10 protein-coding genes, 3 pseudogenes and 1 riboswitch are annotated in these 15,468 nt (G+C 72.1%); of the genes and pseudogenes, 10 read left to right on the top strand and 3 right to left on the bottom strand.

All coding sequences use genetic code 11. The features are described from left to right. The 3 genes and pseudogenes from ACFVU9_RS40150 to ACFVU9_RS40140 form a co-directional block, all read left to right on the top strand. Positions 1-185 (top strand): annotated as a pseudogene (locus ACFVU9_RS40150) (hypothetical protein); the annotation flags it as partial. Next, a complete protein-coding gene (locus ACFVU9_RS40145) occupies positions 182-1,813 on the top strand; it encodes a protein kinase (protein WP_387602183.1) in 1,632 nt (543 codons plus the stop codon). The pseudogene ACFVU9_RS40150 and the gene ACFVU9_RS40145, both read left to right, overlap by 4 nt. Positions 1,814-2,643: 830 nt before the next feature. Further along, on the top strand, positions 2,644-3,666 hold the full coding sequence (locus tag ACFVU9_RS40140; protein ID WP_387602180.1) for a MazG family protein: 1,023 nt from the start codon (positions 2,644-2,646) through the stop codon (positions 3,664-3,666). A gap of 22 nt (positions 3,667-3,688) precedes the next feature. Here the strand turns inward: ACFVU9_RS40140 and ACFVU9_RS40135 are convergent, their stop codons facing one another. Next, on the bottom strand, positions 3,689-4,117 hold the full coding sequence (locus tag ACFVU9_RS40135) for an SDR family NAD(P)-dependent oxidoreductase (protein ID WP_380508682.1): 429 nt from the start codon (positions 4,115-4,117) through the stop codon (positions 3,689-3,691). A 266-nt stretch (positions 4,118-4,383) separates the two neighbouring features. Here ACFVU9_RS40135 and ACFVU9_RS40130 point away from each other — a divergent pair, with 266 nt between their 5' ends. From ACFVU9_RS40130 to ACFVU9_RS40100, 7 genes and pseudogenes are all read left to right on the top strand, one after another. Next, positions 4,384-5,667 carry a cytochrome P450 gene (locus ACFVU9_RS40130; protein ID WP_380446265.1) on the top strand — a complete coding sequence of 428 codons (1,284 nt, stop codon included), beginning with the start codon at positions 4,384-4,386 and terminating at the stop codon, positions 5,665-5,667. Positions 5,668-5,877: 210 nt separating this feature from the next. Beyond that, a riboswitch (cyclic di-AMP (ydaO/yuaA leader) is annotated at positions 5,878-6,046 on the top strand. Positions 6,047-6,051: 5 nt separating this feature from the next. After that, on the top strand, positions 6,052-6,981 hold the full coding sequence (locus tag ACFVU9_RS40125; RefSeq protein ID WP_380446266.1) for a transglycosylase family protein: 930 nt from the start codon (positions 6,052-6,054) through the stop codon (positions 6,979-6,981). Between the two features lie 254 nt (positions 6,982-7,235). After that, complete coding sequence (gene eno / locus ACFVU9_RS40120; protein ID WP_380446267.1) at positions 7,236-8,522, top strand: phosphopyruvate hydratase; 1,287 nt, start codon at positions 7,236-7,238, stop codon at positions 8,520-8,522. A 210-nt stretch (positions 8,523-8,732) separates the two neighbouring features. Continuing rightward, positions 8,733-9,218, top strand: coding sequence for a septum formation initiator family protein (locus tag ACFVU9_RS40115; RefSeq protein WP_380446268.1), 486 nt, complete (start codon positions 8,733-8,735; stop codon positions 9,216-9,218). Continuing rightward, positions 9,190-9,729 (top strand): annotated as a pseudogene (locus ACFVU9_RS40110) (DUF501 domain-containing protein); the annotation flags it as partial. The gene ACFVU9_RS40115 and the pseudogene ACFVU9_RS40110, both read left to right, overlap by 29 nt. A gap of 125 nt (positions 9,730-9,854) precedes the next feature. Next, positions 9,855-10,796, top strand: coding sequence for an exopolyphosphatase (locus tag ACFVU9_RS40105; RefSeq protein ID WP_387602174.1), 942 nt, complete (start codon positions 9,855-9,857; stop codon positions 10,794-10,796). 428 nt (positions 10,797-11,224) lie between these two features. After that, the gene (locus ACFVU9_RS40100; RefSeq protein ID WP_359968203.1) at positions 11,225-12,592 is read left to right on the top strand and encodes an NAD(P)/FAD-dependent oxidoreductase; all 1,368 of its coding nucleotides are present in this window, start codon (positions 11,225-11,227) and stop codon (positions 12,590-12,592) included. A 179-nt stretch (positions 12,593-12,771) separates the two neighbouring features. Here ACFVU9_RS40100 and ACFVU9_RS40095 read toward each other — a convergent pair whose 3' ends face one another. Continuing rightward, positions 12,772-15,330: an ABC transporter permease gene (locus tag ACFVU9_RS40095; protein WP_387602171.1), complete on the bottom strand. Its 2,559-nt coding sequence runs from the start codon at positions 15,328-15,330 to the stop codon at positions 12,772-12,774. Between the two features lie 43 nt (positions 15,331-15,373). Beyond that, positions 15,374-15,468, bottom strand: a pseudogene (locus tag ACFVU9_RS40090) (ABC transporter ATP-binding protein); the annotation flags it as partial.

Genomic DNA, 15,468 nt, shown 5'->3' with positions numbered 1-15,468 from the left:
CGCCCGGCCACACGGCCCCGTCGCCCGCCGCCCCGTACGGCGCGACCACGCCCGGCCACACGGCCCCGTCGCCCGCCGCCCCGTACGGCGCGACCATGCCCGGCCACACCGCCCCGTCGCCCGCCGACGACCTGCGCGAACTCGGTGAACTCCTGCGCCGCCAGGCCCGCGAGGGCCGGTCGTGACCGTCGACCGCGTCATCGCGGGCCGCTACCGCCTCGCCGAGAAGATCGGCCACGGCGGCATGGGCCAGGTGTGGGGCGGCTACGACGAGCGCCTGGACCGCCCGGTCGCGGTCAAGCTGCTCCGCACCGACCACCTCCTGGCCGCCGGTCCCACCTCCGCCCCCACGGGCACCGAACAACGCCGCCACGGCGACGAGCTGCGCCGCCGCTTCCTGCGCGAGTGCCGGGTCACGGCCGCGCTGGACCACCCCGGGCTGGTCACGGTCTTCGACGCCGGGGAGGACGAGGGCGAGCTGTACCTCGTCATGCAGCGCGTCCCCGGGGTGAGCCTCGCCGACCTCATCGCCGAGGACGCGCCGTTCCCGATCGAGCGGGCGGTCGCCGTCGCCGCCCAGCTGTGCGCCGCGCTGGCCGCCGTCCACGCCGTACCGGTGGTCCACCGGGACCTCAAGCCCAGCAACGTGATGGTCCGCCACGACGGCCGTACGGTCCTGCTGGACCTCGGCATCGCCACCGCCCTCGACCCCGGCGCCACCCGCCTCACCCTCACCGGCGTGCCGATCGGCAGTCCGTCCTACATGGCGCCCGAGCAGGCGCTGGCCACCACCACCGACCCGCGCAGCGACCTCTACGCGCTCGGCTGCCTCCTGCACGAGATGCTCGCCGGCGAGGAGCCGTTCCGCGCGCCGACCGCGCTCGGCGTGCTGCGGCGCCACGTGGACGAGCCGCCGGTCCCGCTGCGCGACCTGCGGCCGGACGTACCGCAGCCGCTCGAACGCCTCGTCCTCGACCTGCTCGCCAAGCAGCCCGCCGACCGTCCCGCCGACGCCCGGCAGGTGTACGGGCGGTTGCTCCCGCTGCTGCCCGCGCCCGAGGCGGCCGCCCAACCGCGGTACGCGCCGCTGCCCGACCCCACCCGGCCGTACCGCTTCCCGCACCAGCCGCAGCCGTCGGCCGCCGGGCCGGTGCAGCAGCGGCCGGTGCCGGTGTCTGTGCCGGTGCCGCAGGCGCCGGCGACCCCGCCGCCGCCGGCGGTGCCGCCGGTGGTCCCGTTCGTCCCTGCCGTCCCGTCCGCCCCGGACCTCGGCGCGGAGTGCGGACGGCTCTCCGACCTCGTCGACGCCGGCCGCCACACCGAGGTCCTCGGCCTCGCCGCCCGGCTACTGCCCCGCGCCGAGGCCGAACTCGGCGACGGCGCGCCGCTCGTACGGACGATCCGCACCATCTACGCCCGCACCCTCCTCCAGGAGGGACACCACGCGCAGGCCCTCCCCGAGTACCGCCGCCTCGCCGCCACCGCCGAGGGCGGCCCGTTCGGACCCCAGGCCCTTGACCACCGCTACCGCGCGGCGATCTGCCTCGACCACCTCGGGCAGGGCGCGGAGGCGATGGCCGAGTACCAGTCCCTCCTCGCGACGGCGGCCCACGACCCCGACCCGGAACGCGCCTTCGACCTCCGCGAACGCATCGGCCTCCGGCTCGCCGCCGCGGGAGACGCCGAGAACGCCTGGCAGTGGCTCCTCCAGCTCCTCTTCGAACGCGAACGCCGCGAGGGCCCCCACCACCCCGCCGTCCGCCGCCTCCGCCACTCCCTGAACACCCTCCAACCCCACCGCACCACCCGCTGAGCCTCACCCCCCATCCCGCCGAACGCTGGGCCGCGCCGTAGGAAGTCGTTGGGGCCGACTTCCTGTGCTTCCGTGCCTGGCCTTCGCCTCAGCGTGAGAGGCCGGCGGCATCGCCCCCGTCGGCTGGGCTGCGCCGTAGGAAGTCGTTGGGGCCGACTTCCTGTGCTTCCGTGCCTGGCCTTCGCCTCAGCGTGAGAGGCCGACGGCATCACCCCCGCCTGCTGGGCTGCGCCGTAGGAAGTCGTTGGGGCCGACTTCCTGTGCTTCGGTCTTCTGGCGTCCACCTCAGCGTGGGAGGCCGGCGGCATCGCCCCCGCCCGCTGGGCTGCGCCGTAGGAAGTCGATGGGGCCGACTTCGTACGTTTCCGTTTCCTGGCGTCCACCTCCACGTGAGAGGTCGGCGGCATCGCCCCCGCCCACTGGGCCGCGCTGTAGGAAGTCGATGGTGCCGACTTCCTGTGGAGGCCCGCGTCCGGGGATGGCGGGGTGTGCCGGATGTCGGCCCGGCCGACTTCCTGTGCGGAGCCTCGTTTCGGGCTGCGGCGTAGGAAGTCGATGGGGCCGACTTTCTGCGCAGGGCCCCGGATGCGGGGAAGCGGCGTTGCGCGAGGCCCGATGGTGCGGGAGGTCGGCGGGGCCGACTTCTTGTGCGGGGCGCGTGGGGAGTCGCCCTGCCCGACTTCGTGTGCCTGGCCTTCGAGTCCAGTGTGAGACGCGAAGCCCTGTACCGAGGCGAGACGCCGGGGGCGACTTCCCGGAGATCCGCGGGACGGTGGTCCGGATCGGGTTCTGCTGGTCGGGCAGGGGGCCGGGGCGGGTAGGTTCGGGGTGTGACGACGAATACTCCGGGCGCGAAGTTGATCCTGCTCACCACCACCCACCGGGTGGCCCCCGGGCTGCTGGCGTGGCCGGCATGGGAGGCGTTGCGGTCGGCGGGGCGGGTGCTGGCGGGGGACGCCGGGCATCCGCAGGTGGCCGCGGTGCGGCAGGCCGGGGTGGACGTGGAGATCGTGGAGCCGGCCTCGGCGCCGGCGCTGGCGCGGCTGCTGACCGAGGAGCCCGCCGGCCGGGCCCCCACGGTGTGGCTGGGCAGCCCCGACGGGGACCCGGGCCTCACCGCGGCGCTGGCGCGCCTGGCCGTGGAGCACGCGGGGGAGGTGCCGGAGATCGAGGTGCTGCCGGGGTCGTACGACCTGCCCGGCGCCCGCCTGCTGGACCTGGTCTCGGTGATGGACCGGCTGCGCTCGCCGGACGGCTGCCCGTGGGACGCCGAGCAGACGCACGCGAGCCTGGTGAAGTACCTGGTCGAGGAGGCGTACGAGCTGGTCGAGGCGATCGAGGAGGGGGACCGGGAGACGCTGCGCGAGGAGCTGGGGGACGTCCTGCTCCAGGTGTTCTTCCACTCGCGGATCGCCGAGGAGCACCCGACCGACGCCTTCTCGATCGACGACGTGGCCGGTGACCTGGTCGAGAAGCTGATGTACCGGCACCCGCACGTGTTCGGGGACGTCGAGGCGGAGGGCGCCGCCGAGGTCGAGGCGAACTGGGAGCAGCTGAAGGCGGCCGAGAAGGCGGACCGCGAGTCGGTGCTGGACGGCGTGCCGGCCGGGCTGCCGTCGCTCGCGTACGCGGCGAAGCTGGTGTCGCGGGTGCGCCGGGCCGGGTTCGAGGGCGTGCCGGACGAGTCGTACGAGCTGCCCGCGGAGCTCACGGAGGAGTCCGCGGGCAGGCTGCTGCTGGCCGTGGCGCAGCGGGCGCACGACGCGGGGGTGGACGTGGACGCGGCGCTGCGCGCGGCGGCGCGCGCCTACCGGGACGCGGTCCGCGAGGCCGAGGGCCTCAAGCCGGAGTAGACGCGGGGGAAGGGGAAGGGCCTCAGGCCGCCGTCACCGCGTCCTGGACGGTGGTCCGCGGCTGGGGCAGGACGACCTCGCCGATGGCCTCGCCGACGAGGGCGACGAGTTCGGCGAGGCGCTCCAGGCCGAGATGGTCGGGAAGGTCGGCGAGGGAGATGATCCGCTCGCCGTCCGGGCCGGCGACGCAGAACAGGTCGATCGGCCCGAGGTGCTTCTCGGCGGTGTCGACGAGCGCGGCGACGTCGCTGGGGCGGCGGACGTCCCCGCCGACGCCGACGACGGGGCAGCCGGGCCGGTCGAGTTCGCCGGCGAGGTCCTCGGCGACGCCGGCCCGCTGGTCGGCGATCAGCACTCCGGCGGCGCCGGCCGCGGTGAACCGGCGGGCGAGGTCGGCTCCCGACCCGCCGTCGAGTACCGCGATGACGACGACTGCCCCGGTGACCCGCATGGTGCGCTCCTCCCTGTGGGCGGTCCGCACTGACGCCCACGATTTCTGCCGAGGATCGTAGGCAGGTCCTGACCCTCCGCAACAGGGGTTACCCCTCAGGTGACCAGGCTCACGCCTGCCCACCGTCCAAGAGCTGTCCAAAACCCGTCCACGCACTGTCCACGGGCCGTTCGCGGGGCGTTGAGGAACGGTCCGCGGGTCGTTGACGATCCGGTCACTCACCGTAGATGGCGGGGTGCCCCCGACCCACCGGATACGGTCGTCCCATGCCAGTTCAGCCCGACGCCGCCCGCCCGCCGCTCTTCACGTGGGAGTTCGCCGCCGACCCGTACCCGGCGTACGCGTGGCTGCGCGAGCACGCCCCGGTGCACCGCACCACGCTGCCGAGCGGGGTGGACGCCTGGCTGGTGACGCGGTACGCGGACGCGCGGCAGGCGCTGGCGGACGGCCGGCTGTCGAAGAACCCGGCGCACCACAGCGAGCAGGCGCACCGCACCGGCCGGGTCGGGATCCCGGGGGAGCGGCAGGCGGACCTGATGACGCACCTGCTGAACATCGACCCGCCGGACCACACCCGGCTGCGCCGCCTGGTGTCGAAGGCGTTCACGCCGCGCCGGGTGGCCGAGTTCGAGCCGCGGGTGCAGCAGCTCACCGACCGCCTGATCGACGGCTTCGCGCAGCGCGGTTCGGCGGACCTCATCCACGAGTTCGCGTTCCCGCTCCCCATCTACGCGATCTGCGACATGCTCGGCGTGCCGGCCGAGGACCAGGACGACTTCCGTGACTGGGCCGGCATGATGATCCGCCACGGGGGCGGCCAACGCGGCGGCGTGGGGCGGGCGGTGAAGCGGATGCGGGCGTACCTGCTGGAGCTGATCCACCGCAAGCGGGCGGACCTCGGGGACGACCTGATCTCGGGCCTGATCCGGGCGAGCGACCACGGCGAGCACCTCACCGAGAACGAGGCCGCCGCGATGGCGTTCATCCTCCTGTTCGCCGGCTTCGAGACGACCGTCAACCTGATCGGCAACGGGACGTACGCGCTGCTGCGCAACCCGGAGCAGCGCCGCCTGCTGCAGGAGTCGGTGGCGCGGGGCGAGACGGCGCTGCTGGAGACCGGGATCGAGGAACTCCTGCGCTACGACGGTCCGGTGGAGCTGGCGACGTGGCGGTTCGCGACCCACCCGCTGACCATCGGCGGGGTGGACATCCCGGTCGGCGACCCGGTGCTCGTGGTGCTGGCGGCGGCGGACCGGGATCCGGCCAGGTTCTCGGACGAGAACACCCTGGACCTGGCCCGGGCGGACAACCCGCACCTGGGTTTCGGGCACGGCATCCACTACTGCATCGGCGCCCCGCTGGCCAGGCTCGAAGGCCGGTCGGCGCTGGCCACGCTGTTGTCCCGGCTGCCCGATATCGCGCTGGCGGAAAGCCCGGAGAACCTGCGGTGGCGCGGTGGCCTGATCATGCGCGGATTGCGCGAACTTCCGGTCGAATTCAGTCCCGAGAGCCGTTCACCGCACGCGCTTCCCGACGCTCCGACACACTGACGGGACGTCGCGAACCGGTACGGATCGGCCGTATGAACACCCATCAATCCGGACAAACAACCGCCGTTGGTAGGCGATCGACCACGTGCCGTAATTTCTGTGTGATGTCTGCGATATGAGCTTGTGATTGGTCTGAGGATCTGTCTACTCTCCCTGGAGTTCGCAGCTGCGGACCCCGAGTGCGGAACGCCGAGTCCTGCCCGCCGCGCCACGGGAAACCGACCAGAACCCTGGGCAGGGGCGGGGGAACCAGGTTTGTTGCCGTTCCTCCACGGCTTGGGGTGAAGCCGCCCGAGCGGAATCGTTTCCGCAGACGGCGGCCGGGCCACCTCCCGGTCCGAACCCGACAGCTCACCTCGCAGGCGTGCGGAGAGGGACCCCTTCATGCTGTTCGTTGGAACCGGTCGTCACCGCCGTCGCACCCAGACCGAGAAGGCCATCGCCGTCGCCGGAGTGGCCGGCGTCGGACTCGCGATGCCGATCCTCACCGCCACCGGCGCCTCCGCCGCCCCGGCCTCCGCCTGGGACTCCGTCGCCCAGTGCGAGAGCGGCGGCGACTGGGGCATCAACACCGGCAACGGCTTCTACGGCGGCCTGCAGTTCACCTCCAGCACCTGGAAGGCCTTCGGCGGCACCGCGTACGCGGCGCAGGCCAACCAGGCCTCCAAGGGCCAGCAGATCGCGGTGGCCGAGAAGGTCCTGGCCTCGCAGGGTCCGGGCGCCTGGCCGGTCTGCTCGAAGAAGGCCGGCCTGTCGAAGGGCGGCGCCCCCGCCGCCGTCGACACCTCCGACGCCAAGCCCGCCGCGCAGCAGCACTCCCAGCCGGTGCAGCAGCAGCCCGCGGCGAAGCCGGCCCAGCCGAAGCCGGCTCAGAAGCCCGCCCAGCAGCAGTACCAGCAGCACACGCAGCAGGCCCAGCAGCAGCCGCAGGCCCCGGGCTTCTCCGGCAAGGCCGGCTGGGACGCCGACGCGAAGGTGTACTGGTACCAGAACAATGGCACCTGGTACTGGACCAGCCACCAGGGCGTCTACCAGCAGTACGCGGGCCAGGCCCAGCAGCAGGCCGCCCAGCAGCAGTACGCCCAGCAGCAGGTCCAGCAGCAGTACGCCCAGCCGCAGCAGCAAGCCCCCCGCGCCGCCGTCGCCCCGCAGGGCGGCCACGACTACACCGTCCACGCCGGTGACACGCTGTCGAGCATCGCGTCCGCCCAGGGTGTGCACGGCGGCTGGCAGTCGGTCTACGACGGCAACCGCGGCACCGTCGGCGGCGACCCGAACCTGATCCTGCCCGGCCAGGTGCTGCACCTCGGCTGACGCCGGCCGGAACCGGTGCGACACGCCACGGAGGGGGCCGACCCCGGATCGGCCCCCTTCGTCCGCTTCCGCCCCTTTTCCCGGGGAGCCCAGGTGAACTACCGGTAAGTAGCCCGGCCACACGCTGAGACGGGACCGAGGTCGGCGTGGCCCCGGGACCACGTGCGGTTAGGCTCTGGTCGTAACGACTCCGCAATCATCCCGCCGGCCGCACCACTGGTCAGCGGGACCCTGCTTCCGCAAGGAGATGCCTCGTGCCGTCCATCGATGTCGTCGTAGCCCGTGAGATCCTCGACTCGCGTGGCAACCCCACGGTCGAGGTCGAGGTCGGCCTCGACGACGGCAGCACCGGTCGTGCCGCTGTCCCGTCGGGTGCCTCCACCGGCGCCTTCGAGGCGCTGGAGCTCCGCGACGGTGACAAGAACCGCTACTTCGGCAAGGGCGTGGAGAAGGCCGTCCTGGCCGTCATCGAGCAGATCGGCCCGGAGCTGGTCGGCTACGACGCCACCGAGCAGCGCCTGATCGACCAGGCCATGCTCGACCTGGACGCCACCCCGGACAAGTCCTCGCTCGGCGCCAACGCCATCCTGGGCGTCTCGCTGGCCGTCGCGCACGCCGCCTCCGAGGCGAGCGACCTGCCGCTGTTCCGCTACCTGGGCGGCCCGAACGCGCACGTCCTGCCGGTCCCGATGATGAACATCCTCAACGGCGGCTCGCACGCGGACTCCAACGTCGACATCCAGGAGTTCATGATCGCCCCGATCGGCGCGGAGTCCTTCTCCGAGGCCGTCCGCTGGGGCGTCGAGGTCTACCACACCCTCAAGGGCGTCCTGAAGGAGCGCGGCCTGTCCACCGGCCTCGGCGACGAGGGCGGCTTCGCGCCGAACCTGGACAGCAACCGCGAGGCCCTGGACCTCATCACCGAGGCCATCCAGAAGGCCGGCTACGTGCCCGGCCGCGACATCGCGCTGGCCCTGGACGTCGCCGCCTCCGAGTTCTACCAGGACGGCGCCTACCAGTTCGAGGGCAAGGCCCTCTCGGCCGCGGAGCTCATCGAGTACTACGCCGGGCTCGTCGCCGCCTACCCGCTGGTCTCCATCGAGGACCCGCTGGACGAGTCGGACTGGGACGGCTGGAAGGCCATGACCGTCAAGCTGGGCGACAAGGTCCAGCTGGTCGGCGACGACCTGTTCGTCACCAACCCGGCCCGCCTGGCCAAGGGCATCGAGACCGGCACCGCCAACGCGCTGCTGGTGAAGGTCAACCAGATCGGCTCGCTGACCGAGACCCTGGACGCCGTCGAGCTGGCCCAGCGCAACGGCTACCGCTGCATGATGTCGCACCGCTCCGGCGAGACCGAGGACGTCACCATCGCCGACCTGGCCGTCGCCACCAACTGCGGCCAGATCAAGACCGGCGCCCCGGCCCGCTCCGAGCGCGTCGCCAAGTACAACCAGCTGCTGCGCATCGAGGAGATCCTCGACGACGCCGCCGAGTACGCCGGCCGCGGCGCCTTCCCGCGCTTCCGCTCCGCGGAGTAATCACGCTCTGCGGAGTAATCAGCACGGTCGCTCCGCGGAGCAATGAGCACAGCCGCTCGGCGGAGTAGTACGCACAGCGAGCACGAGGGCTGAACACCTCCGGTGGTGCACGCCTGACCGGTGCCCCGCCGTTCACCCCGTAGGGTGGACGGCGGGGCACCGTCGCGACCAGGAGGGGAACGGGAGATGGCTGGCTGGAGGATCCCGGGCTTGGCGGCCCGTCCTCGCTTCACGAGCCGGGCGACCGTCCTCGTCCTGGTGCTCTGCTCGCTGGTGGCGATCCTCGCCTACCCGACGCGGCAGTTCATCTCCCAGCGCGCCGAGATCTCCGCCCAGCGGGCGAAGGCCGAGCACGCCCGGCAGCAGGTCGAGCAGCTGCGCCGGGACAAGGCCCGCTGGCAGGACCCGGAGTACGTCAAGGCGCAGGCCCGTGCCCGGCTGCACTACGCGATGCCGGGGGAGACCCCGTACATCGCGGTGGATCCGGCCGGAGCGGGCGCCGCCCAGTCCTCCGCCGCCCCGCCCGCCCCCTCCGACGGCACGGCCGGCGGCGCGGTGAAGGCCGCCAAGCCCTGGTACTCCAGCGTCTGGGACTCGGTGGACGCCGCCGACACCGCGGCCCTGGCCCCCATCGCGCCGTCGACCCGTCCCCTCCCACCGTCCCCCGCTGGAGACCCCTCCCCCCATGACCACTGAGAACCACCCCGCCGTCTCCGACGCCGACGTCGCCGCCATCGCCGCCCAGCTGGGCCGGGTCCCGCGCGGCCTGCGCGGCGTGGCCCACCGCTGCCCGTGCGGCAACCCGGACGTCGTCGAGACGGCCCCGCGGCTGCCCGACGGCACGCCGTTCCCGACGCTCTACTACCTGACCTGCCCCAAGGCCGCCTCGCTGATCGGCACCCTGGAGGCGGACGGCGTGATGAAGGAGCAGACCGCCCGGCTGGCCGAGGACCCGGAGCTGGCGGCCGCGTACCAGAAGGCGCACGAGGACTACATCGCCCGGCGCGACGCCATCGAGGTGCTGGAGGGCTTCCCGAGCGCCGGCGGCATGCCGGACCGGGTCAAGTGCCTGCACGTGCTGGTCGGCCACTCGCTGGCCGCCGGAGAGGGCGTCAACCCGCTCGGTGACGAGGCGATCGGCATGCTGGAGGACTGGTGGGCCAAGGGCCCGTGCGTCTCCCCGGCCGAGGTCGAGGCGGCCGGCGAGCGGGTCCTGCGCAACCGGGCCAAGGACCAGGACCACGAGGCCGTCATCGCCGCCAAGGAGCAGAAGACCGCCGAGCGCGCCGCGAAGAAGCGCGCCGCCGACGAGGCCGAGGCGCGGGAGTCCGAGTGAGCACGACCCGCGTGGCCGCGATCGACTGCGGCACCAACTCGATCCGGCTGCTGGTCGCCGACCTGGACCCGGCGACCGGTGGGATCACCGACCTGGACCGCCGGATGATCGTCAACCGGCTGGGCCAGGGCGTGGACCGCACCGGCCGGCTGCACCCGGACGCGCTGGCCCGCACCTTCGCGGCCTGCCGGGAGTACCGGGAGGTCGTCGACGGCTTCGGGGTCGGCCCGGAGCGCATCCGCTTCGTCGCCACCAGCGCCTCCCGGGACGCCGAGAACAGCGACGAGTACGTCAAGGGCGTGCGCGAGATCCTCGGCGTCGAGCCCGAGGTGGTCAGCGGCGAGGAGGAGGCGCACCTGTCCTTCGTCGGCGCCACCAAGGAGCTGACCGGCGGTCAGTTCGCCGCGCCGTACCTGGTGTTCGACCTCGGCGGCGGCTCGACCGAGTTCGTGCTCGGCACGGACGACGTCCAGGCCGCGCGCTCGGTGGACATCGGCTGCGTCCGGCTGACCGAGCGGCACTTCGGCGGCGCCGAGCTGCCCACCGCGGAGCAGATCGCCGAGGCCAGGGCGCACGTGCGGGCCGAGCTGGACAAGGCCGAGGAGGCCGTCCCGCTGACCGGCGCGGCCACCCTGGTGGGCCTCGCCGGGACGGTCACAACGGTGTCCGCGATCGCCCTGGACCTGCCGGCCTACGACTCGGCGGTGATCCACCACTCGCGGATCGGCCGGGAGCGGGTCGCGGAGATCGCCCGCGAGCTGCTGGCCGCCACCCACGCCGAGCGCGCTGCGATCCCGTCGATGCACCCGGGCCGGGTGGACGTGATCGCGGCCGGGGCGCTGGAGCTGCTGGAGATCATGGAGCGCACCGGCGCCGCCGAGGTCGTCGTGAGCGAGCACGACATCCTGGACGGCATCGCCTGGAGTATCGCCTCCTGACCCGTTGCGGGCCTTACCCGACCGGCTCCGGAACCCCGAACGGGGGGCCGGGGCCGGGGCGCGCCCGGGCACGGGCGGAAAAGTTCGTGAATTTCTTCACATGGCGATCCAGTCATTCGTCGCACCCGCTCGTCCGCTACGTCCGAATTGTGGGACCGAAGGCTGCCACCGCGCGTCGCCCGTTGGATCGCAGGTCAGGCCTCGCTTGAGGTTTGAAAATCGAAATCACAAGCGGGAACCCGGGTGCTGTACGGATCGTTGCTGCTCAGCAGGGTGGTGTGACCCCGGGTGCTCACGGGGTGCCCGCGGGTGCGGTGAGGTGTCCCCGAGGAGGCCGTTTTGTGGCCGCGCAGTGTAGCACGGGGTGTCCATCCGCTTGTGACCGGGCTCACGAAGGCTGCTCCGGACGGTGCTGGATACTTTCGGATATGAGCACCACGGAGCGTCCTCGCATCCTCATTGTCGGCGGTGGTTACGTCGGCCTGTATGCCGCGATGCGCATCCTCAAGAAGATGCGTTACGGCGAAGCGACCGTCACGGTCGTCGACCCGCGGTCGTACATGACGTACCTGCCCTTCCTCCCCGAGGCGGCCGGCGGCAACGTCGCGCCCCGCAACCTCGTCGCGCCCCTGCGCAGCGCCCTCAAGAAGGCGGAGGTGCTCACCGGTCACGTGACCGCTGTGGACCACGCCCGCAAGGTCGCCACCATCGCGCCCGCGGCCGGCGACTCCTACGAGCTGCCCTTCGACTACCTCGTCGTCGCGACCGGCTCGGTCTCCCGCACCTTCCCGATCCCGGGTCTGGCGGAGAACGGCATCGGCATGAAGACGGTTGAGGAGGCCATCGCCCTCCGCAACCACGTCATGGCGCAGCTGGACAAGGCCGAGTCCACCACGGACGAGGCGATCCGGCGCAAGGCCCTGACCTTCGTCGTCATCGGCGGCGGCTTCGCCGGCGTCGAGACGATCGCCGAGGTCGAGGACATGGCGCGCGACGCCGCCAAGATCTACAAGACCGTCAGCCGCGACGACATGCGCTTCATCCTGGTGGAGGCGGCCAACCGCATCCTCCCCGAGATGGGCCCGGACCTCGGTCTGTGGACCAAGGAGAAGCTCGGCGAGCGCAACATCGAGGTCTACATCGAGACCTCCATGGACTCCTGCGTCGACGGCCACGTCGTGCTGAAGAACGGCATGGAGATGGACGCCTCCACCATCGTGTGGACGGCCGGCGTGAAGCCGAACCCGGTGCTGGCCCACTTCGGCCTGCCGCTGGGCCCGCGCGGCCACGTCGACACGGCGCCGACCCTCCAGGTCCAGGGCTTCGACTACGTCTGGTCCGCCGGCGACAACGCCCAGGTGCCGGACCTCGCCGCCGGCGAGGGCGCCTGGTGCCCGCCGAACGCGCAGCACGCCTGCCGCCAGGCCGTCGTCCTCGGCGACAACGTGATCTCCGGCATGCGCGGCTTCCCGCAGAAGGAGTACAAGCACAAGAACCTCGGTGCGGTCGCCGGTCTGGGCCTGCACAAGGGTGTCGCGATCCTCTTCGGCAAGTTCAAGCTGAAGGGCCGCCTCGCCTGGTGGTTCCACCGCGCGTACCACGGCGCCATGGTGCCGACCTTCAACCGCAAGGTCCGCGTCTTCACCGACTGGACCCTCGCCGTCTTCCTGAAGCGCGAGATGGTCGGCCTGTCCCAGATGGAGCAGCCGTACCTGCCCATCCAGGAGGTCACCCCGCCCACGAAGCCCGTGGAGGCCGCCAAGCCGGCCGCCGAGAAGGAACTCGCGAGCAAGTAAGCGACTGAGACCCCGGTGTGGGAGCACCGGGGTATGAGTCGGAGGCCCTCCGCCCGGCAGTGTCGCCGGACCACGACCTCCGTGGTGCTCAGCCGGCCGTGCGACCGGGCGGAGTACAGAAGTTGGAAGGCCCCTGCCGAACCCTCCGGCAGGGGCCTTCCGCGTTCCCGGACTGGCCGTCAGTCGGTCTTGATGCTCTCCAGGATGTCCAGCTTGGACGCCCGGCGGGCCGGCCAGATCGCGGCCACCAGGCCGACCAGTCCGGCAAGGAGCAGGAAGAGCGCCAGCTGGCCGTACGGCACGACCGTGGTGAGCCCGGCCAGGCTGGACTTCAGGGTGCCGTTGACGGCCCAGGCGATGAAGCAGCCGAGCAGCACGCCGATCCCGGCGCCGAACAGCGAGATCACCACGGACTCCAGACGGACCATCCGCTTGATGCCCCGGCGGTCCAGGCCGATCGCCCGCAGCATGCCGATCTCGCGCTTGCGCTCGAAGACCGACATCGCCAGCGTGTTGATCACGCCGAGGACCGCGACCAGCACGGACATCGCCAGCAGGCCGTACATCAGGTTCAGGATGAAGGTGATGGACTGGCTGAAGCGGTCCCGGACGTCCTGCTTGGACTTGACCTCGATCACCGGGTTGGCACCGGTGGCGTCCTTGAGGGACTGCTTGAGCGCGTCGGTGGCGCCGTCCTTGCCCTTGACCAGGACGTCGGTGACCTGTGCCTTCGGCTCGTGCTTGAGGATCTCGCCGTTGGCCAGGACGACCGGGCCGAGCATGCCGCCCTTCTCGTACACGCCGCCGACGGTGAGCTGCCCGGTGGACTTGTCCGGGAAGGTCACGGCCATGGTCGAGCCCGTGGTGACGTTGAACTTCGTGGCGACGTCCTGGTCCACCAGGAGCCGGCCCTGGCCGAGGGCGGCGGTGGAGCCGCTGGTCAGCTTGACCGAGGCGAGCTGGTCGAAGCTGTCCGCGTTCAGGCCGCTGATCGCCTTGCTGGTGCCGTCGAGCTTCCAGTAGACGGAGGTGAGCGGCGAGGAGGCCGCCACCCCGGGGGCCTTGGCGATCTCGCCGGGCACCTGGTCGGACAGGCCCATCCCGTTGGCGGTGCCGACCAGGTAGTCGGCCTTCATCGAGTCGGTGATGGCCCGGTCGATCACGCCGGTGACCGAGGCGCCCAGCACGGTGAGGCCGGTGACCAGGGTCAAGCCGATGGTGAGCGCGGCGGCGGTGGAGGCGGTGCGGCGGGGGTTGCGCACGGCGTTCTGCTGGGCCAGCTTGCCCGGGGTGCCGGCCAGCTTGTGCAGCACCGGGCCGACCAGGGCGATGACCGGACGGGAGAGCAGCGGCAGCAGGACGAACACGCCGATCAGGGCCAGGAAGGCGCCGATCGCGACCGGCATCCGGCCGGTGTCGTTGCCGGTCGAGGCGCCGAAGCCGATCAGCGCGAGACCGCCGGCGGCGAGGAGGGAGCCGATCGTGTTGCGGACCACCAGGCTCTTCTGACTGACCGGCTGGTCGCCGTTGCTCATCGCGGCCACCGGGGCGATCCGGGAGGCGCGCATGGCCGGCAGCAGGGCCGACAGCACCGTCACCAGGACACCGACCAGCAGGGTCACGCCGATGGTGAGCGGCTTGATCACCAGCGAGCCCTGCGGCATGTCCGCGTTCAGCGTGCTCATGAGGGACTGCAGCCCGGCGCCGATCCCGACGCCCGCGAGCAGACCGGCGACGGCGGAGACGACACCGATCGCCAGCGCCTCCACCAGGACGGAGCGGGTGACCTGCTTGCGGCTGGCGCCGATCGCCCGCAGCAGCGCGAGTTCCTTGGTGCGCTGGGCGACCAGCATGGTGAAGGTGTTCGCGATGATGAAGATGCCGACGAAGAGCGAGATGCCGGCGAACGCGAGCAGCACGGTGCGCAGGGTGTTGGTGCCCTCGGCGATCTGCTTCTGCTCGTCGGCCTTGAGCTTGGCCCCGGTCTCGACGTCGAACTGGCTGCCGGCCGGCACCGTGGGCTGGACCTGGGCGAGCAGCGCGTCCTCGGTGGTGCCGGGCTTGGCGGTGAGCACGATGCTGCTGTAGCGGCCCGGCTCCAGGAGCAGCTGCTGGGCGGTGGCGCGGTCGAACAGGGTGAGCGTGCCGCCGGAGTTCACCACCGGGTCGGCGGTGGTGAAGATCCCGGTGAGCTTCGCCTCGATGACCGGCCCGTTGGCGGCCACCCGGACGGTGTCGCCGACCTTGTAACCGGCCTTGTCGGCGGTCTTGCGGTCGAGCGCGATCTCCTTGCCGTTCGCCGGCCCCCGGCCCTCGGCCATCGGGTAGCGCGTGTCCCCGCCGTCCTGGCCCGGGGTGAAGTTGGCGCCCCTGGCGGCCCAGAACTGGCCGACCAGGTTGCCGTTGCGGTCGGCGACGCCGGTGAAGCCGCTGACCACGCCACGGGCGCCGGCGGTGCCCGGCAGCGCGGCGAACTGCTGGACGCTGGCGTCGGTGAGCGTGGCGGAGCCGCTCTCGCTCTTCTCCTTGGCCGAGACGCGGGAGCCGGCCGCGTTGTCCACGACCTGGACCGAGACGTCCGAGTAGCTCTTGGAGTTGCTGTCCCGCATGGCCTTGCCGAAGGTGTCGGAGAAGACCATGGTGCCCGCCACGAAGGCGGTGCCCAGCATGACGGCCAGGGCCGTCATCAGCAGTCGGCCCTTGTGGGCCAGCACGTTGCGCAGTGCGGTGCGATACATGAGGTGTCCTGGGTTCAAGTGCGGGCGTTCGGTTGCCGGAAGGTCAGCTGGTGCGGCCCTTGGCGTCGAAGCGGCGCATGCGGTCCAGGACGGTGTCGGCGGTGGGGTTGTGGAGTTCGTCGACGATGCGGCCGTCGG

The organism is Kitasatospora sp. NPDC057936 (assembly GCF_042887525.1).
Taxonomy (GTDB): Bacteria; Actinomycetota; Actinomycetes; order Streptomycetales; family Streptomycetaceae; genus Kitasatospora.
Note: the sequence above shows the minus strand (reverse complement) of the source record. Positions and strands in the feature narration are given on the sequence as shown.

Coding starts and splice junctions, on each gene's coding strand:
- ACFVU9_RS40135 (WP_380508682.1), bottom strand. CDS start 4,117: ATGCGGGTCACCGGGGCAGTCGTCGTCATCGCGGTACTCGACGGCGGG.
- ACFVU9_RS40130 (WP_380446265.1), top strand. CDS start 4,384: ATGCCAGTTCAGCCCGACGCCGCCCGCCCGCCGCTCTTCACGTGGGAG.
- ACFVU9_RS40125 (WP_380446266.1), top strand. CDS start 6,052: ATGCTGTTCGTTGGAACCGGTCGTCACCGCCGTCGCACCCAGACCGAG.
- ACFVU9_RS40100 (WP_359968203.1), top strand. CDS start 11,225: ATGAGCACCACGGAGCGTCCTCGCATCCTCATTGTCGGCGGTGGTTAC.
- ACFVU9_RS40095 (WP_387602171.1), bottom strand. CDS start 15,330: ATGTATCGCACCGCACTGCGCAACGTGCTGGCCCACAAGGGCCGACTG.